Annotated in this window: 15 protein-coding genes; 6 read left to right on the forward strand and 9 right to left on the reverse strand. The window is 52.8% G+C overall.

The genetic code is table 11. The features are described from left to right. Positions 1 to 137 precede the first annotated feature (137 nt). The 3 genes from ACFQW4_RS20885 to ACFQW4_RS20895 are packed head-to-tail and all read right to left on the reverse strand — an operon-like array spanning position 138 to position 3431. On the reverse strand, positions 138 to 1133 hold the full coding sequence (locus tag ACFQW4_RS20885; RefSeq protein ID WP_377727205.1) for a glycosyltransferase family 2 protein: 996 nt from the start codon (positions 1131 to 1133) through the stop codon (positions 138 to 140). After that, positions 1130 to 2437, reverse strand: coding sequence for an oligosaccharide flippase family protein (locus ACFQW4_RS20890; RefSeq protein WP_110867789.1), 1308 nt, complete (start codon positions 2435 to 2437; stop codon positions 1130 to 1132). Before ACFQW4_RS20890 ends, ACFQW4_RS20885 begins: the two co-directional genes overlap by 4 nt. Positions 2438 to 2453: 16 nt before the next feature. Then, positions 2454 to 3431, reverse strand: coding sequence for a glycosyltransferase (locus ACFQW4_RS20895; protein ID WP_137385232.1), 978 nt, complete (start codon positions 3429 to 3431; stop codon positions 2454 to 2456). Between the two features lie 1025 nt (positions 3432 to 4456). Here ACFQW4_RS20895 and ACFQW4_RS20900 point away from each other — a divergent pair. From ACFQW4_RS20900 to ACFQW4_RS20925, 6 genes are all read left to right on the forward strand, one after another. Continuing rightward, positions 4457 to 6097, forward strand: coding sequence for an ATP-binding protein (locus ACFQW4_RS20900; RefSeq protein WP_377727210.1), 1641 nt, complete (start codon positions 4457 to 4459; stop codon positions 6095 to 6097). Beyond that, a complete protein-coding gene (locus ACFQW4_RS20905) occupies positions 6090 to 6782 on the forward strand; it encodes a response regulator (RefSeq protein WP_110867792.1) in 693 nt (230 codons plus the stop codon). The genes ACFQW4_RS20900 and ACFQW4_RS20905 overlap by 8 nt, the downstream gene beginning before the upstream one ends. A 170-nt stretch (positions 6783 to 6952) precedes the next feature. After that, positions 6953 to 8041, forward strand: a complete 1089-nt coding sequence (locus tag ACFQW4_RS20910) for an ABC transporter substrate-binding protein (protein ID WP_377727213.1) — start codon at positions 6953 to 6955, stop codon at positions 8039 to 8041. A 73-nt stretch (positions 8042 to 8114) separates the two neighbouring features. Then, the gene (locus tag ACFQW4_RS20915; protein WP_101762505.1) at positions 8115 to 9884 is read left to right on the forward strand and encodes an iron ABC transporter permease; all 1770 of its coding nucleotides are present in this window, start codon (positions 8115 to 8117) and stop codon (positions 9882 to 9884) included. Beyond that, positions 9877 to 10947 carry an ABC transporter ATP-binding protein gene (locus ACFQW4_RS20920; protein ID WP_377727217.1) on the forward strand — a complete coding sequence of 357 codons (1071 nt, stop codon included), beginning with the start codon at positions 9877 to 9879 and terminating at the stop codon, positions 10945 to 10947. The genes ACFQW4_RS20915 and ACFQW4_RS20920 overlap by 8 nt, the downstream gene beginning before the upstream one ends. A 288-nt stretch (positions 10948 to 11235) precedes the next feature. Continuing rightward, entirely contained in the window at positions 11236 to 14715 is a 3480-nt protein-coding gene (locus ACFQW4_RS20925; RefSeq protein ID WP_377727220.1) for an autotransporter outer membrane beta-barrel domain-containing protein, read from the forward strand. A gap of 126 nt (positions 14716 to 14841) precedes the next feature. Here ACFQW4_RS20925 and ACFQW4_RS20930 read toward each other — a convergent pair whose 3' ends face one another. The 6 genes from ACFQW4_RS20930 to ACFQW4_RS20955 form a co-directional block, all read right to left on the reverse strand. Further along, a complete protein-coding gene (locus ACFQW4_RS20930) occupies positions 14842 to 16587 on the reverse strand; it encodes a glycosyl hydrolase family 28-related protein (RefSeq protein ID WP_101762507.1) in 1746 nt (581 codons plus the stop codon). A 202-nt stretch (positions 16588 to 16789) separates the two neighbouring features. Next, positions 16790 to 17083: a hypothetical protein gene (locus ACFQW4_RS20935; protein ID WP_101762509.1), complete on the reverse strand. Its 294-nt coding sequence runs from the start codon at positions 17081 to 17083 to the stop codon at positions 16790 to 16792. Further along, a complete protein-coding gene (locus ACFQW4_RS20940) occupies positions 17080 to 17430 on the reverse strand; it encodes a hypothetical protein (RefSeq protein WP_101762510.1) in 351 nt (116 codons plus the stop codon). The genes ACFQW4_RS20935 and ACFQW4_RS20940 overlap by 4 nt, the downstream gene beginning before the upstream one ends. Next, positions 17427 to 17894 carry a hypothetical protein gene (locus ACFQW4_RS20945; protein ID WP_377727224.1) on the reverse strand — a complete coding sequence of 156 codons (468 nt, stop codon included), beginning with the start codon at positions 17892 to 17894 and terminating at the stop codon, positions 17427 to 17429. The genes ACFQW4_RS20940 and ACFQW4_RS20945 overlap by 4 nt, the downstream gene beginning before the upstream one ends. Before the next feature lie 183 nt (positions 17895 to 18077). Next, on the reverse strand, positions 18078 to 18353 hold the full coding sequence (locus ACFQW4_RS20950) for a hypothetical protein (protein WP_110867800.1): 276 nt from the start codon (positions 18351 to 18353) through the stop codon (positions 18078 to 18080). A 415-nt stretch (positions 18354 to 18768) separates the two neighbouring features. After that, a complete protein-coding gene (locus ACFQW4_RS20955) occupies positions 18769 to 19500 on the reverse strand; it encodes a S24 family peptidase (protein ID WP_101762513.1) in 732 nt (243 codons plus the stop codon). Between the last annotated feature and the right edge of the window lie 185 nt (positions 19501 to 19685).

Here is a 19685-nt window from a genome sequence, read left to right on the forward strand (position 1 = left end):
GGCGTGAGGAAAGTGGAAAGGTGTGGCAACGCTGGGCTGTTACCACGGGTAGTGCAGATGACATAAAGAGCAACTCCCCCGGCCACTAGCCTCTGATACAGCAAATGCGTCCAGAGGCTAACGCCGGGAGAATTTAATTAGAATGCGCGCATTCTGTAGAGTGCATAAAGAAAATAGTACGCTGTGAGTGTATTCAAATTCATAATCATGTACTTCAATTTTTCATTTTTATTCAGCAGGATGAAAATACCTTTTGAGTATTTACCCCGCTTTATTTGATCAATTTCCTGGGCAATATCCGCAGGTGAAAACGATGAGTGATACATTGCGGTCACGATTTGCATATCCAGCGCCAGCACACGTTTGGAGATGCCTTTAAGGAAATAGTCGAGATCGCTGGCCTGATATTTACTGATGATCGAATCATACAGTGCGGTGAGAAACTGTTTACGTACTTTCAGTTCACTGTATTGCACTTTACGCTTCGATAATGAACCCGCCACATCTTCATAATGATAAGCCGCGCCCGGCGTGACCAGAAAATTGCTAATGCAGCTGAAGAATTTAAGGTTAAATAGCAAATCTTCGCTCATGGAGATACCTTCCAAAAAGCGCAGGTTCAACTCCTCAATAATCTGACGGCGATAACATTTGTTATGCAGATAACCGATGTTATCACTCATCTCCAGCTCACCGAGCACATAAGGAATGTCCTCCTGACTGAAGAAGCCCGCCTGCGACACTTTGCCCACGCGGTTGTCGTTGAGGTTGCCCACCATCAAATCGACAGATTCCGCTGGCCAGGCATCGAGATTCTGTTTGAAGATCATCAGGAAGTTATCATCCACCCAATCATCTGCATCGAGGAATAACACATATTCACCGCTGGCTTGCTGCATTCCGCTATTTCGAGCGGCGCTGACACCGGCATTAATTTGGTGAATTACCGTGACCTGCGAATAAGCACTAAACTCCTGCAGAATATTCGCGGTTGAATCGCTGCTGCCATCATTAACCACAATCACTTCGTAATTGCTGAACGTCTGTTTAAGCACGCTCAGTAAAGTACGTTTAATGGTTTTTTGTGAGTTATAGACGGGAATGATAAGACTAAACAGGGGTTTTTCATTCATGATAAACTCTCTTTACTGTCTGAGGTTTTGATATTGTTAAATAACAGCCATAGTTTCCTGGGATTGATAAAAATTTGATGAATACGCATTACGGGTTGAGCAGGGAAAAAGTAATTAAGCAGGGAGAAAGATAAAAACTCGGTTAATACCACGCTCATGGCCGCGCCATTTAAACCGAAATAAGGAACCAACAATAAAGAGGAGGCCACGCAAATTAATAACACCACGAAGGTTTTCTTCACTAAATAGCGATATCCGTTGTACTTAATAATGAAACGATCCATCACGCTGCTTAGCACCGCGCACATCGCACCCACGCTGAGTAACAGCGTTGGCGCTACCGCATCGAGATACTCCGCACCGTAAAAGTCACGGATAAACCATCCGGACAATAACCAAATCGCCAGAATCACCAACGACGAGACACCTATCACCAGCAGATGTAATTTCTGCGCTTTGATAATCGATTGCCGATCGTCACGTTCGGCAAAGAACGCCGGGAAAAAGGAAGCCAGCAAGGCATTGGGTAAAAATACCCACGCGGTGGCGAGCGTCAGCGCGACAGAGAAAATCCCCGCCTCTTTCACGCCAAGGAAATACGACACGCTGATTTGGTTAACGCGGGTATAAATCGCCACCGCAATCACGGAAAACACCAGAGAAATACCGGACGCCACCATATAGCGGGAATATTTCTTCATCTGGCGCAGTGCCGGAATCGGTACCTGACGATGGTATTTCAGGAATATCGTCAGTTTGATGGCAAAAGGAATAAAGGTCGCCAGTACGATCGGAATCGACAACAGTTGCGGATCCAAACCGTAATACGAAATAAAGAAGCGCACGGTTAAACTGATCGCCAGCCCCGCCAGATTGGCGATGACATTCAGGCGCGCATTAAGCATCGCCTCGTTGTAGATATTGACCAGATCGAGCGAAGAAAACAGACAGGCAATCGCCGCTGCGCAGACAAATACCCGCGCTTCAGCACTCCACTCTTCGCCCATAATCAGCATGCCGCTGGCTGCCAGAATGCCGTAAATCACTAACACCAGCAGAAAGGTCGCCATCATTAAGCGCATGCCGGAGTGATGATTTTGCGATAAGCGTTTCAGCAGAATCACATCGCTGCCCATCAGCGCGATGCTTTGGATGAACTGAAATACCAGCATCGAAATCGAGATAATGCCGAAGGTGGTGGGCCCCACATATTTCGCCACGTACGAAGTGACAAATATCAGGCCGAACACCGCAATCAGCTTTTCAGCGATCATCCACAGGGAATTTTTTAATTTATCTTTCACAACTCAACCTCAGCGTTTATTTCTGTGCCAGGCGGCGCAGACGCGATACCAGTCGTGGACTGACAAAAAACAGCGCAAAGTACAGGCTCCACGGATTGAGCATCAATCCTGATGTGAAATAGGACTTGAAGCTGCGACGGTAGAGCGAAATATATTCATCAATAAAGGCGCGGCTGAATCCGTCGCTGTGCAGCGCTTTATAGATATAAGACGAGGTCACTTTTAAATAGAGATGGTAATAACAGCGGCTATGCTGCGCGGATAAAAACGCCTGCATGCCATTAAAGGAACGTGCAAAGGAGAAATGCTTTTCGCGTAACGCCGATCGCGTGGCGGAGTTGGTGGATTCCACATAGTGATAAACCACCTGCTGGGTGAAGATCACCTGACGATCCTGTTGCAGGTGCAGGTAATTGACCACAAACAGCAGATCTTCGAAGTTATAAATCTCTTCGTTAAAGGTGAGCTGATGCTGACGAATCACATCACCACGAAACACCTTGTCGCAGATGCCGTGACGCGGATTGAAATAGAGCAGATCGTTAATCGCCGCCGAAGCGGTCAGCTGGCGCACGTCACTGCTGTTGGCCGGGAAATCGAGCGGATCGCCTTGCGGCGTGAAGTGCTGCGATTCCCCACCCACCATGGCGATGTTGTTTTGCATCAGCCGCACATAGGTGGCAAATGCGCTGGCCGGCAGAAAATCATCGGCGTCTAAGAAGCACAGCAGTTTGCCGCGCGAGGCGTGAATGCCCTGATTGCGCGCCGACGAAACGCCGCCGTTGGTTTTATCAATGATATGAAAATGCGGGTAATGGGCGTAATTCTGTAATATCGCGAGCGAGTTATCGCTGGAACCGTCATTAATAAAGATCGCTTCAAAACGGCTTTCTTCCTGCTGTAGCAGGCTATCAATGCATCGCTCCAGATACGCCGCGGCGTTATACACCGGCACGATGACGCTGATTAAAACGTCGTTAACGGGATTTTGCATATAACCTCTGGACTCTGTCGGAGTAAAAGTTGCGGGCGGAAAAAAAATTTGCTGAACATTGCAGTGATTAACAGTGCACGTTGCTTGCGCCCGGCTTAACATTTATTGCCTGTCTATTTCAGAGTTTCCTCAGGTCAAATAAAACTGGCCTTTAATTCTCTGTAAAAAAATCGCTAAATAAGATAATCGCCAAATAAACCGTGCAGATTTATTCTGCTTTCGTCAGGTAAAACAGGCAGGCTACCGCCCCAGGCTTGCAGCTACCTGTTTACTGACTACGCATAAACCCATTTTTCAGGCATAAAAAGGCTGCGCTGCGCTCGTAAGAGTTCAGTTAATTTTCAGCCAGTTACGTTTTATCTTGTGGTGATTTGGCTTAATAGCGTCACCACGTCATTCACGGCGAACTTAAATTAAATTTTTATCTGTCTGGTAATGAGCGTAAAAAAACGCTGGCGTTTTTATCGCGCTCATCACCAAAAACAAGAAATGCCGACCGGGGCTGAGTAGGTGCATCAACAGACGGGCCTTCTCAACGAACGTCACGACATTAACGATATTTGCTGTGTGCCCTGCACTTTTATTACTTCGGCGCGTCTTTTTGCGTTCCGATGAGTGCAAGTGGCGTTAATTCAGTGCGACGCTTGCGGTCGCACTGCAACGGGCTTAATGCCCAAAATTTGCGATCTAATTCAAAACTTTTCCCGGCATTCTCACCACTCCGGGTTATAAGGTCAATGGTTGCCAGGCCAAACCGGAATTTACTCAGAGAAAGGCTGGATTAAATAACGGCGCATAGATTAGCCGTGGTGAATTGATTTTTTGCCGATTGATTAGCGCCACAGCAGGCGAATACCAGGAATAAGATGGGAATATCGCTGACATGGTGCCAACAGTAACCAACGCCTAAGCCGCGCCGGGATTGAAGCCAGCTCACAACTCTGAAGATAGCGTGTCACGGCACGCATTTTCGCGTGCTAGTCTCCAGCCATGCCTCTCTCCAGTTTCTCTTTACTGCAGGTTGTATGAAACGCAGATTATCTTTCCAGGTAAAACTCTTCCTGTCGCTGGTGCTGTTTTCCTGCCTGCTACTCGCCTTGCTGGGCACCATTCTGTTTCATTTTATCGATCGCCAACTGCATCACGATTTGGGACAGCGCGCGCGGGTGCAGGCCAGTGAAATTGCGCTGATGCCCGGCCTGGCGGAGAAAGTAGCGCGCCGTGATATCGCCGGCATCGCCGCGCTGATCCAGCCGCTGCGCAACCAAAGCGATGCCAGCTATATCGTGATTGGCGACACACAAGAACACCATCTCTACCACTCGGAATCACCGGAGCGCCTCAATTTACCGATGATTGGCGGTGACAATGCCGAGGTGCTGCAGGGCAAAACCATTATTTCAGTGCGCAAAGGCGGCATCGGCGTGTCATTGCGCAGCAAGGCGCCAATCTTAAATGCCGAGCATCAGGTGATCGGCATTGTCTCGGTGGGTTATCTCACTTCCTATATTGCCAATATCAACGTTAACCTGCTGTGGCAGGCCAGTTTGTATGGCGTGGCGCTGCTGTTGCTGCTGTTTATTTTTTCCTGGATGTTTAGTCGCAACCTGAAAAAACAGATGTTCTGGCTGGAGCCGAAGGATATCGCCCTGCTGGTGCTGCAACAAAAAGCGCTGCTGGAAGCGATGTATGAAGGCGTGTTTGCGGTCAACGCGGAGCGGCAGCTGATTCTCATCAACCGCGCCGCACGCGAGTTGCTGGATATTCAGCAGAGTGAGAGTGAACTGCTGGGAAAACCGCTGGATGCAGTGTTGCAGATTCCTGCGGCGTTTTTGCGCCAGCATGAGGTGAAAACTCACGATCACGTTACCGTGCTCAATCAGCGTCAGGTGATCGTTAACCGGGTGGCGATCGAGCTGGAACCCGGCGAGCCTGGCGGTTGGGTATGCAGCTTCCGCGATAAAAACGACATCAATACGTTGAGCAGCCAACTGAGCCAGGTGAAACGCTATGCAGATAATTTACGCATCATGCGTCATGAACAGCTGAACTGGACCGCCACGCTGGTCGGCCTGTTACAGATGCAGCGTTACGACGACGCGATGCGCTACATCCACGCGCAATCAGCTGGCGCGCAGCAGGTGCTGGATTTTGTCTCGGCGCGCTTCACCTCGCCCGCGCTCTGTGGGCTGCTGCTGGGGAAATATGTCAGCGCGCGGGAAAAAGGCGTGGAGCTGAAATTTGATCCGGCCTGCCAGCTGAGCCGCATTCCTGCCGCACTGAGTGAAACGGCGTTGATGTCGGTGATTGGTAATCTGCTGGATAACGCCGTCGACGCCACGCTCAATGCCATAACGCCCGCCGCCCCGATAGAATTGTATATTTCTGGCCGTAATCAGGAGCTGTTAATCGAAGTGGCCGATCAGGGTTGCGGCATCGATGACAGCATTAAACCGCATCTGTTTGAGCAAGGCGTCACCAGCAAGCCGTCCAGCAACGACGATATGTTCGGTGCTGAGCACGGCATCGGCCTCTATCTGGCGGCAGGTTATGTACAGCAGGCGGGCGGCAGCATTGAGATCAGCGACAACTCACCGCAGGGCACCATCTTCTCGGTGTTTATTCCGTTCCAGCCCGCCGCATTAACAGGACTTTCCCATGAATAATGCTAAGCCGCTTGATGTGGTGATTGTGGAAGATGAGCCGCATCTGGCCGATCTGCATCGTGAATATATTGAGCAGAACTTTCATCTGCGCGTGGTCGGCATTGCCGCCACGCTGGCGCAGGCGCGCGCGCTGATTGCCGCGCATCAGCCACGCCTGCTGCTGCTCGACAACTATTTGCCGGATGGTCAGGGCGTAACCTTGATTGATGATCCGCTGCTGAAGCGTTTTGAGTGCTCGGTGATTTTCATCACCGCCGCCAGCGACATGCAAACCTGTAGCCACGCGATGCGCAGCGGCGCCTTTGACTACCTGCTGAAACCGGTGTTTTTCCATCGCCTGCGCGCGTCGCTGGAGCGCTTCATGCTGCTGGTGCAGACCCTGCGCCAGATGAAGAATGTCGATCAACAGGCGCTGGATAAGCTGTTCAACCTGCCAGCCAGTGACGCGCCTGCCGCGCCATCCACCAAAGGCATTGAGTCGATTACGCTGGAACGGGTGAAAGGCTTTTTTAACGCAGCACCGCACAGCAGCTGGTCGGTTGAACAGGTGGTAGAAAACATCGGCATCAGCAAAACCACCGGCCGCCGCTACCTCGAATATTGCGTGGAGATCGGATTTATTGGCGTCGAGATGCAGTACGGCAACATCGGCCACCCGCGACGGCTGTACCGCAAAATCCTGTGATCTTGCGCAAATCCCGCGCGCGGCCACTTGTGGTTTTTATGGTGTTAATTACCTAAACGACGCCAACAATCACACTTCGTGAAGATAACAATCCGTCACCTCTTGTGTGGAAAAGGCGATCGGCTATGTTGACCTTTAGTTCCTCAAATGTAACTAAAAGGTTAATTATAATGTCGAACACTTTCCCTCTGTCTCTGATTGCCGCCACTGTGTTTGTTTCAATGTCAGCCGTAGCGGCTCCGCCGCAAGGTTACCCTTCGGACTACCAAAGCGTGATTGATGCCGCCACCAAAGAGGGCAAAGTGGTGGTCTACTCCACCACCGACATCAAAGCCGCCGGGCCGCTGGTCAAAGGCTTTGAGGCCACTTATCCCGGCATCAAAGTTGAATATAACGATATGAACAGTACCGAGCTGTACAACCGTTTTATCAGTGAACAAGCCTCGGGTGGCACCAGCGGCGATGTGGTGTGGAGCTCCTCAATGGATACCGGCCTGAAGCTGGCGACCGACTACGCGCAGGAGTACAAATCCCCTGAACTGGCGCAGCTGCCGAAGTGGGCGGTGTGGAATAACAAGGCGTACGGCACCACCTACGAACCGGTGGTCTTTATCTACAACAAGCGCATGATCCCGGCCGGTGACGTGCCCGATTCGCACGCTGCGTTAGCCAAGCTGATCGCCAGCCAGACCGACAAATTCAAGAGCAAAGTCACCACCTACGATATTGAGAAATCGGGCCTCGGCTTCATGCTCTCAGTACAGGATGCCAAAGCCGACCCCAACTACTTCAAAACCCTGGCCGACGTGGCGAAAGGCGGTTTAGCCGTGCAGTCTTCCACCGGCACCATGATGGAAAGGGTTTCATCCGGCGAAAACCTGATTGGCTTTAACATTCTGGGTTCTTACGCCGAAGCGCGCGCCAAAACCGATCCGTCGCTGGGCATCGCTTATCCGAAGGACTACACGCTGGTGCTGTCACGCGTCTCGTTCATCAGCCAGCAAGCGCAACACAGCCATGCGGCTAAGCTGTGGCTCGATTACGTGCTGTCTGAAAAAGGGCAAACCATCCTGGCCAATCAGGCCGACATCCCTTCCCTGCGCAACGATATTGAAGGCAAAAATGACATTGATGGCTTGACCAAAATGTTAGGTAACGCGCTGAAACCGATCCCGGTTGATGAAAGCCTGCTGGAATATCTGCAACCGAAAAAACGTCTGGATTACATCAAACAGTGGCGCACAGCCGCCGGTAAATAACGGCAGTACCGAAGCGCGGCCGCTGCGTCGCGCTTCTCTTTCTGTTATCTGATTCGCCATTCAGGGTCTCAATATGCGTGCATTGCAGAGAAAGTGGCAAAGCCTGCCGCGCGGCGTTGTGGTGCTGATAACCGCGCTGGTTATCTACGTTCCGCTGTCGTTTATCGTGATACAAAGTTTCTTGTCCGCCCCGTTCTTTTCGCCGTCGAAAGCGTGGAGCCTCGAGTCGTTTGAATTTATTTTCACCGATCCCGACTTCTATAAAGCGCTGCGCAGCGGATTTATTCTCGCCTTCGGGCTGGTGATCATCGCCATTCCGCTGGGCGGTATTCTGGCGTTTCTGATGGTGCGCACCGATCTGCCCGGCCGACGCATCATTGAGCCGCTGATCCTCGTGCCAATTTTTGTCTCGCCGATGGTACTCGGCTTTGGTTACGTGGTGGCGGCGGGCCCGGTGGGATTCTTCTCGCTGTGGGCACAATCGCTGTTCGGTTTTGTGCCGTGGAATATCTACGACATGTCGAGCATCGTGGTGATCGCCGGGCTAACGCACGTCCCGCACGCCTATCTGTATATCTCTTCTGCGCTGCGCAGCGTGGGATCGGATGTGGAAGAAGCGGCGCGTATTGCGGGCGCGACACCGCTACAGGTGATGACGGCGGTGAGCTTGCCGATGGTGCGTCCTTCGATGCTGTATGCCACCGTGCTGCTGTTCTTCCTCGGGCTGGAGGTGTTCGGCCTGATGCTGGTGCTGGGCGATCCCGAAGGCAACATGGTGTTGGCCACCTATCTCTACCAGCTGACTAATAAACTCGGCACGCCTTCTTATCATCTGATGGCCGCCGTGGCGGTGGTGCTGATCTGTATCACCATTCCGCTGGTGATGCTGCAACGCCGCCTGATGCGCACCGCCAATCGCTTTGTCACCGTGAAAGGTAAAGCCTCGCAGGCGCGTGCGCTGCCGCTGGGCAAATGGCGCTGGGTGGCGGGCGCGGTTGTCGCCTTCTGGCTGACGGTGACCATTGGCGTGCCGCTGCTGGGCGTGGTGCTGCGTGCGTTTATCTCAAACTGGGGCGTTGGCGTCTCAATCTGGGATGAGCTGTCGATCAAAACTTTCCAGACCATCTGGGCGCAGCCTAACCTGCTGCGCGCCATCGTCAACTCGATGGCGATTGGGGTAATTGGCGGCGCGCTGGCGGTGGTGTGTTACCTGTTTATCGGTATCGCCATGCACCGCAAACCCGATAACACCACGCGCTTTCTCGACTACAGCGTGCTGGTACCGCGTGCGGTGCCGGGCTTGCTGGCCGGCCTGGCGTTTCTCTGGGTGTTCCTGTTCCTGCCGATGTGGCTGGATAACTCGCTCAAATCGGGCTGGCTGTCTGATTTCGTCTGGTCGCAGTGGCTGCGCGATAACCTGATCGTCTGGCTGCGGTCACTGCGCAGCACCATCTTCAGCGTCTGGCTGGCGTATACCGTGGTGTGGATGGCGTATGGCCTGCGTCTGATCTCCTCCACGCTGCTGCAGGTCGGGCCGGAACTGGAAGAGGCGGCGCGCAGCACCGGCGCCACGCGCGGACAGATCACGCGTCACGTCACCATTCCGTTATCCCGTTACGGCCTGATTGGCTCATGGCTGCTGATGTTCCTGATTTTCGAGCGCGAATATTCCACCGGCGTGTACCTGCTTTCGCCCGGCACGGAAACCATCGGCTCCATGCTGGTTTCCCTGTGGGCGGCGGGCGCGATAGATATCGTCGCCGCACTCTCGTTTATTAACATCCTGCTGGTCGTGGTCGGTTTGGGTATTGCCTTGCGATTTGGAGTCAAATTACATGATTGAATTATCGGTCGAGAACCTGCACTTAACTTACGGCGACAATCCGGTGCTGAAAGGCGTGTCGATGAATTTGCAGCGCGGCGAAGTGGTTTCTCTGCTTGGTCCGTCCGGCAGCGGCAAAACCACGCTGCTGCGTGCGGTCGCCGGGCTGGAGAAGCCAACGCAAGGCACGATTGTGATTGGCAACAACACGGTTTACGCCGGCACGCCGCGCAGTGAGATCCCAGCGGAAGAACGTAATCTGGGGTTGGTGTTCCAGTCCTACGCCTTGTGGCCGCACAAAACCGTGTTCGAGAACGTGGCGTATCCGTTAAAGCTGCGCAAAGTAGCGGCGGCGGAGATCACCCAACGCGTGCAGGATGTGTTGGTGCAGTTGGGATTAGGCCACCTTGGTAAACGCCATCCGCACCAGCTTTCTGGCGGTCAGCAGCAGCGCGTGGCAATTGGTCGTGCGCTGGTCTACAACCCGCCGGTGATCCTGCTGGATGAGCCGTTGTCGAATCTGGATGCCAAGCTGCGCGAAGAGGCGCGCGTGTTCCTGCGTGAGCTGATCATCAAACTGGGCTTGTCGGCGCTGATGGTGACACACGACCAGAATGAGGCGATGGCGATTTCCGACCGTATTTTGCTGCTCAATAACGGCAAAATCGAACAGCAAGGCACACCGCAGGAGATGTACGGCTCGCCAAAAACCCTGTTCACCGCCGAGTTTATGGGCAGCAACAACCGGCTGCACGGCAAAATCACCGAGCTGCGCGACGGCAAAGCGCGCATCGAGGGCAAAGGCTGGGCGTTGTGGGGATTGGCGGGCGCAGGCGTGCAAAACGGCCAGGAAGCCACGGCGGTGATCCGCGTCGAGCGGGTGAAACTGGTCGAGGAGCCGGGCGAAAATCAGCTGGAACTGCCGCTGCTCACCAGCATGTATCTGGGCGATCGCTGGGAATATTTGTTCCGCACCCAGGGCGATGATTTTGTCATTCGCGCTTATGGCAGCGAGGTGCGCGATCCGCAGCACTGCCATCTGGCATTGCCGGAAAACCATGTGTGGATTTTCCCGAAATCCTGATGTTTAAGGAGGCGGCCAGCCGCCTCCTTTCTTCACTGATAATCCTCATTAAAAATAAATTTTTTAAAACAGAATAAACAGCGACACATCACCTCCTGCTATTAAATACGCCGCTCAATAATTAAATTCTTTCTGTACTTATTTTATTCAAGACATGTCTTAGCCGGTTTTTTGCCGCATCTTTCATATTCTCTCTGCCATCAAGTTATATCCCCATCCCTTAACCATCCCGCGTGCGAATCATCGTGTTATTGCGGCGTGATGTATTTTTACAGGCAGAGAGTCAAAATGAATAAAAATTATCGGGTTATCTGGAACCACAGCCAGGGTAATTATGTTGTCACCTCCGAGCTGGCACGCGGTAAAGTGAAATCATCCCGCTCCAGCACAGCACGTCGCCTCACCGCAGGCTGCGTGGCGACGGCCTTCATGGCGATTTCCAGCGTCGGGATTATCCAGCCAGCGCTGGCCGCCCCCGCCTACGGTGAATATGCTTCTGGCGCAGGCAATATTATTGATATTCAGGATAAGGACGTAGCCACCAATGATGACAATGCGCACGCCTTATTTATTGAAAAAGGCGCCACCGCGCACAGCAATAATGTGAACTTCACGACCAGCGGTAAAAAAGCGTATGGAGTTTATGTTAATGGTGCCGGATCAAGTATTGATGTCACGGGTGGTACAATTACCACTACAGGTCCACAGGGATATGGTTTAGCGGCTGGCAATGGCGGCAAGTTAATGGCTAGCGATATTACCCTGAATACTTCCGGCGTGGGCGTTTACGCCGATAGATCCAACATTCTGGCCAAGAACCTGAGCGTACAGGCCAACGCCTATGGCGTTTACGGTTTGGGTGCAGGTACCGAGCTTGTCATTGCCGACAGCAATGTAAACGTGAATGGTAATGGAGCCTACGCGCTGCTGGCTGAAAATGGCGGCTACGTTACCAGCACCAACAGTCATTACACCACGTCAGGTAGCAGCGTTTACGGCGCATGGGCAAACAAGGGATCTGAACTCACCATTATCGGTGGCAGCATTACCAATACCGGAAAAGAAAGCATCGGTATTTTCGCCAAAAGCGGTGGCGTAGTAAATGTTGATGGCGTGACCGTCGTGTCTACCAGTCAGGGCATCAATAGCTACAGCTCAGCCGTGGCAAATGTGGCCAACAGTCATGTCACCGTTACGGATAAAGGGGCGTACGGATTACTGGCTGAAAACGGCGGAAAGACGACCAGCATCGATAGCCACTATATTACGACGGGCGACAGTGCCTATGGTGCGTGGGTCAATACCGGTTCGGAACTGAATATTTTTGGTGGCAGCATCACAACCACCGGTGAAGCCGGTTATGGGATGTTTGCTAAAAGTGGCGGAATTTTAAATGCTGATAATGTTAAAATAGATTCTCGTGGAACAGGAATCTATTCAAGCAACTCTTTAATCAATGCCAATAACATCGTCATCGCCGCATCCGAAGAAAAAAGAGACGCTGTCAAATCTACTTATAACGGTATTATTAATCTTACGAACTTCATCATTGGGAATACTATTGCACGCACAGCCATATTCGCATCTGAAGGCGGCTTAATAAATGCCAGAAGTGGTCAAATAAAAGTCAGTGGCACAGGTGCTGCAGCAGTCAAGGCCTATGCGAAAGATAGTAAAATCATAAGTGAAGATTTATATATTGAACTTGAAAATCAAGCCACAGGCGTCGCCAGCTTTTACGAATCATTAAACGAAGTCAAAAACTCTCGTATCACCAGTAATCAAGGTGGTAAAGCATTTTGGGTGCATGGTGCGGGTACATTAAACGTATCAGACACTCATATTAACATGAGCAATGAAAATGCAAATGACAATACTGTTACTGGCATTAATATTGATGGCTACACCAAAAGTCATTCTCATGTTAGCTTTAAAGACTCAAGCTTTAACTTGATGGGTGACAAAGCTACCGGTATTTCGGTTGCTATCGATAAAGTTGATTTAGATTTAATTAATACCACATTCACTGTTAACCATGGCACAGTCATTAGAGCGATGGATTATGCGGATTTGACCGTCAACCTCGATCATTCAGCGTTAATGGGTAATACGTTGATTGAAACAGGAAATCCCGAAAATGCGGATGAACGGATATTGCGTGAAGTGAAACTCAACGCGGTCAATGATTCTGTCTTAAAGGGTGACATTAATATTGATCGCAACAAAGTGTCCTCTTCTTCTGTGTCACTGTCCTCAGGTTCCGCATTGATGGGTATGATCAGGGGCGTACACGACGTTAACATTGATAACGCCAGCTGGAATATGACGGGAAATTCTTCCGTTGATAATCTCAATATTACTAATGGCACCATTGCCTTTACTCCTGATGCCAAGAGTTTTAATACTCTGACAGTAAACGGCGACTACCACGCTGACAACGCCAAGCTGGTGATGAACCTTGCGCTGGCGGGTGACGATGCGGCTAGCGATAAATTGCATATCGCCGGCAACTCCAGCGGCACCACCAAAGTTCAGGTGCACAATGCGGGCGGTAAAGGTGCTGCCACGCTGGAGGGCATTGAGTTGATTCGCGTTGAGGGCACACAAAACGGTGAGTTCCTGCAGGATGGTCGCATTGTCGCAGGCGCGTGGGATTATGCGTTGGTGCAGGATAAAAACGGTAAGTGGCGCCTGGTTAGCGATCCGATTCCCGTTGATCCAACGCCTGTCGATCCCATTATTGATCCAACGCCTGTCGATCCCATCAAAGACGAGGGCGGCGATACGGGTACCGTCATTGCACCTGAGGTGCCGCAACCGAAACGTACCCCGCGTGCTCGTCCGGAAGTCGGCAGCTATATTGCTAACCTTGCGGCGGCCAGCAACCTGTTTACCCTGAGCGCAGCCGATCGTCCGGGCGTGACAGAATACCGTGATGCGCTGACCGGCAAAGTGGAAAAAACCACGCTGTGGCTGCGCAACGAAGGCGCGCACGGGCGCTTCAGTGATAGCACCGCGCAGCTGAAAAGCATCACCAACAGCTACATGACGCAGCTGGGTGGCGACATCGCACAATGGAGTTTGAATGGCAGCGACCGTTTCAGCCTCGGCGTGATGGCGGGTTACGGCAACGCCAAAAGCAATACGCTGTCGAAAACCACCGGCTACAGCGCCAAAGGCCAGGTTAACGGCTACAGCGGCGGTATCTATGCCGGCTGGCAGCAGGACAGCCAGACGCGCAGCGGCGCCTTTGTCGACAGCTGGCTGGCCTACAACACCTTCAATAACAGCGTAAAAGGTGAAGGTCTCGGTCAGGAAAGCTACAAGTCGAAGGGGATGACAGCGTCACTGGAAGGCGGCTACAGCTTCGCCTTCGGCGAGCAGCAGCAGTATCGCCTGCAGCCGAAAGCGCAGGCGGTGTGGATGGGCGTAAAAACCGGCGATTATACCGAGCAGAACGGCACCCGCGTCAGCGCCACCGGCAAAAATAACGTGCAAACCCGCGCCGGCGTACGGGCAACCATGCACACCGCCACCGCGCAGCCTTACGCTGAAGTGAACTGGCTGCATAACACGCAGCGCTTCGGCAGCAAACTGGATGGCGTGAAGATTGAGCAGGCGGGTGCGCGCAACATCGGCGAAGTGAAACTGGGTCTTGAAGTGAATCCGAGCCAGCACGTCGGCATCTGGGGCGGCATCGCGCAACAGGTTGGCGGTAAAGGCTTCAGCGATTCCAGCGCCACGCTGGGCGTCAAAGTCAGTTTTTGATAGCGCAATCGGCCTCTTTTAATCAGAGCATCGCTGGAAACAGCGGTGCTTTTTTTATGGCCAGAGCTCTTTCCCCACAAACAAAAAAAGGGCGAGGCCGAAGCCTCGCCAAACAGGTGCTGGACCTCAATCGTAATAAGGAAGTTTACGATCGACACCGTTAATGTTGACCAGCACAAAGCCCGTAGGCGCGGTTTTGTTGGTCGGCGTACCGGCCGCCGTCGCGACGGTCAGCACCCCTTTCTCGTTCGCGCCAATACCGGCCAAACCGTTATGCAGCCCGAAACGCGCCGCCGGTTTGAAACCGCCCAGTTTGGTGGTATCGGTCACGACTGAGAAGTCCTGCTGAAACAGCGAGCAGGAACCGGTATCAAAACGCGTAGGGCCGGTGCATTTCAGGTTCATCATGGTGTCACCGCTGTTGGCGCGCAGTTTTACCCACACCGCCGCATAGGTGGTGCCGACGCGGCTGTAGCGGATATCCAGCACCGCAGGTTGTCCCATGTGATAGGCATCGGCCCACACCGTTTCCAGACGCTGCAGATTGACCCAGGTTTTGCCGGTCGCCGCCACGTTGACCGGTGAACCGGCAGTGCCCGTTGGCTGAGTGGCATCCGCTTTACCAATAAACTCCATTACCCACTGCTGGTTAGCGTTCGGGAAGAACAGCTGCCCAACGCGATACCAGTTATCGGTATCGGTGTTATTAGTAATTTTGTAGCCGCTGAAGTAGCCCGCGCGCAGCGATCCGGTCATAAAGGTGCCGTAGTTCTCGTCGCGACGGTAGCCATACTCAAAGGTGGATAACCAACGTCCAGCCGCCGCATCCAGGCTGAGTTTTGCGCCGGATTGCAGATTGAGCTGACGGATCACCACGCGCGCATTGTTGAGATTCAACGGCGTACCGCAATCCTCAATGTTCAGCGTATCCACCGTCCAGCCGCCGTCAGAGAGATCGCCCGGATTACGTGTGTGCTCAATCCACACGTTGCGAATAATCCCCTGCGTCACGCGCGGCATGTAGAGCGTGGCGTCGCCATAACCGGTCTGGAAGTTACAGTTACACAGCTCAATCGCCGTGGAGTGATCCCACGCGCCTTTTGGCGAGTTTGACCAGCCGACATCAAACACGCGTCCGTAGGTATACAGGGTGTAAATCTGGTCGAATTTACTGTCGAGGGTATCCAGCACTTTAATCACCGTACCGCCGTTATTCTGCGCGCGGAAACAGTAAATATTGACGGTGGTGCCTTCGATACAGGTGTTTTCGAAGAACGGCTGCACGTTGCTGCACATATCGGCAGTGATGGTGCTTTTGTTGGTGGTGATGTCGGCAGATGCCTGGCCGTTCCACGCAATACCGCGGATTGAGGTACGACGCGCCTTCACCTTGAACACCGTGTTGGCGCTTTTGTCGGAAATGATGGTGGTGCGCGGCAGCGAACCCAGCTCGACATCATCCCCCTGCAAACCGAAGAAAGCGCGCTCGGTACCGCTGATGTCGATGGGGCTAATCAGGAATCGACCGCCAGGAAAACGCACCGGTAATGCGGTGATGTTGCCTGAGTAGCTTTGCGTCCACGCCAGCATACGGTTAAACGCCTCGGTATCGTTGGCGTAACCGTCGCCTTTGGCACCGAAGTGATAAACGTTGATTTCGGTGGGATCGTTAATCACGCGTTTCCAGTAAAAACCGTTACCGATCACCAGCGTACCGCCATCTTCTACCGCCGTGGTGGTGCCGATAAAACCGGTAAAATCACCGCCACCGTGGAAGGTGGAGTCCGCGTTGTAACGACGTAAGAATGCCAAATCGCCGTTTTTGGCCGGTACAGTGGTGCGCAGTTCTGCATAAGAGTTAACTTCGATCATCATAGCCTCCTCGGCTTTTCGGGTAGGTAATGCAAATGCATGAGAGCAGCGTTACTGAGCCGGCTGGCCGCAGTGCTGATCCCAAAGATCGTTGTGGTTGTTGATGGCGCGCACGGTGCGAACGTCCATGCGCTCGGCGTCATTGCCGTGGGTGTAAATCGGGGAAAACAGGGTACAGGCTGAGTCGATGACGACGGGAGATTCAGGGCTGGTGGTACTTCGATTGCTGCAACTTGTCACGAGCAGCAGCGTCATCAAGATTAAGGTTGCTGGCTTCCACACGTTTGGCCTCCTCGCGCAGCAGTTGCTGCTGTTGGTTAACCGCTACCGCTTGCGCCGCGGCTTTATCGGCGCGCTCGACGGCGGCCTGGGATGCTTGCTGCACCTTGCCGATTTTCTTGCCACCGAAGTAGCTGGCAACCAGCGCAGCGATGACGCCCGCCAGCGCGGCAACCCAGTGCCAGCTGGCGCCGAATAATGTCATGAGCAATGTCATACTTTTTCCTCCATCGCATTTTTCTGCTGGTTGAGGCCTTTCTGGCGGATGAATTGGGCAATCACGCCCATCGCCACCATAAAGGCGCCAATCAGCCCCAAATAGTTGTGCGGCAGAATCGCTTTCACGTCGGGCGGCATGCTGTTCCAGGCATCAAGCGCAGCGGTGGGAAATGATTGCACCCACGCGCTGAGCATCGAACCGAGCGACGCCAGCCATACCGACCAGGTTTTGAATAACAGCCGCGCATGTTTCACGAACTCCAGCGTGGTGAAGCGCTGCATCACCAACACCACCACAATCACTGCCAGCACCGCGGTGACAAAAATCAGCAGTTTCAGATTCATAGCAGCCCCCGATAGATGTCGTAGGTGCCGCTGCGCATCACTTCGGCATGGCGCCGTGCGCGACCCGACGTTTGTCTTGCCCACAGGCTGTCGAGCATGGCGTTGGCCGCGCTGTTGAAATCGCCCTGCGTAATGGCGGTGAGCATGCCGCGAAACATCGCCAGCCCATCCACCCCCATCTGATATCCCATGCTGATCAGTACATCGCTGCGCGCCTCATTGCATTTGGCCAGCGCCTGCTGCACTAGCGCACGCTGATGCATCTGCTGCACCTTGCCCTCGACAATGCACTGCTTCCACACATCGCCGACGGGACGCGGCACCTGGAAGATGTAGTTGCTAAGCGATGCCCCTTTGGGGCCGATGCGAATGCCGCCAGCGACCGTGGGGAAACCCAGCGAGTCGAGGTAAGGCGCTTCGCGATAACCCTCTTCGAAATTCAGGATGGCAATAATCTGGCTCATAGAAATTCCTCTTTGACGGGGCGCAACAGCCTGAAAATGGCTGCGCAAAACGGCAAAAAACATAAATCCTGCTGATCGTTTACGACATTGAGCGCGTTTTCATATAAGCGAAACGCTCAAGAATGGTTAAACAGTGAGCAACAATGGAACGTTCCGTTTAAAACTGGGGAAAGTGATGCAGGGTTAACGCACGGCATACAAATAGACGTGGGGCAGACAGCAGTTATCAAAGCTGGGTTGTGCCTGCTGAACACGAACGGGCGCTAGCACGGCGCTGTCAACGCGCGACAGCGTCTGGCGCTGGCAGATGCGTTCAGCAGTGCGCAAGGTGACGTTTTCGTATTCGATGCCGAGTGCGCTGTCGATGCTGCGCTTAAGGCTGAGGGACTGGCGTCGCCGATGGCGGCGCGTGCGTGCATTGCCTGAAAATACTGACTTTCCGTACTGGATAATCGCCATAACTCCTCCTGTTAATGAGTCTTTGGCGATGGGGTGGCAGGCACGGCAATTCGGCTGAGGCCGACGCGTTCGTTATTCCTCTGGAAAATACCCGACGTCAACTTACCCGGCTGCTTTCGCGGCCAGGGTGAAGTAGAGGAGAGTGAAAATCAGAGGGCAACTGACAACGCTGCAAAGTGCGTATCCACCCCATCCCAAAGTTCACTAACTTTGGATGGTATGTATCGCGCTTGTGCAGCGCCTCAATTGTTTAAGAGCGGGCTCATCCGTGAGCAGGTATGTTGTCCATCCATGCTCAAATTATTAACAGGTTCTAATGCATTGGCAAACACCAATGGTTAATTTTTTATTTACCGTCAGTTAAATTAATGATTTCAGCCAAAATATTTTTTTGCCGCAATCTGACGTTTTGTGATCAGCCCAGGATTTGATAATCCCGCGCCTGGCTCATGATCACCCGCGCCACCACTTGCAGCGTCCTGGCTTCTTCCAGCGTGAGGTACCAGGTTTCATAGCGCTTGTTATCGGAGATTACCGCGACCTTTTTGTGCTGAAGTTGCAGGCGTTTGAGATAGAGCTGATCGTCAAGCGTGAACAGGTAAATGCCATCGCCATCGAAGCGATGCACGCTGATATCGACAAACAGCTGATCGCGCGGCGCAAAGGTGCCGGCCATCGAATCGCTGTTCAGCGCGATGAGGCGAATATTTTCCGCCGGGCGGCCATTAAACAGCACCCGCGCCTCTTCCAGCCCATATTCAATGGCTTGAATGGTTTCCACCAGTTCATCGCGCGAGGAGCCGCTGCGCACACCGTGCTGGCCAATATCCAGACTCTCCACGCGAAACAGATGTTTTGGGTTCACCAGACTGCGCTGCGTCAGCAAGGCGGCTGGTTTTTCCATGCCAAATTGCAGCCACTCCACGCGCACGTCGAGTAACTGGCTGAGCGCCAGTAAATTATTATCATCGGGGATCGATTGCCCGTTAAACCATTTCCACACCCCCGGCGTTGAGATCTTGCATCCCCTCTCTTGCAGAGCCAGCGCAACCTGTTTATTCCGTCCATGTCCGACAATTCCCGCGCTTTCGCATGCGGCAATCAGCCTGGCAGTGAATGCTTGTCTCGTACTTTCTTTTTTAACCATCAGTTAATAATCTGCCTTCAGTAAAAGACTGAATGTTATTTTCATTTTTGCTACCAGTTCATTTTATATTACCGGCAGTTTACTACCCAACCGCTTTTATCAATGAAGCTGGACAATCATTATCCCCTTCGGTTAGGGCGAAACCAGTGTTCAGTGCCATATCGCTTGTTCTGACAGGGGTTTTC

The organism is Pantoea sp. GCM10028869 (genome assembly GCF_042666835.1).
Taxonomy (GTDB): Bacteria; Pseudomonadota; Gammaproteobacteria; order Enterobacterales; family Enterobacteriaceae; genus Pantoea; species Pantoea leporis.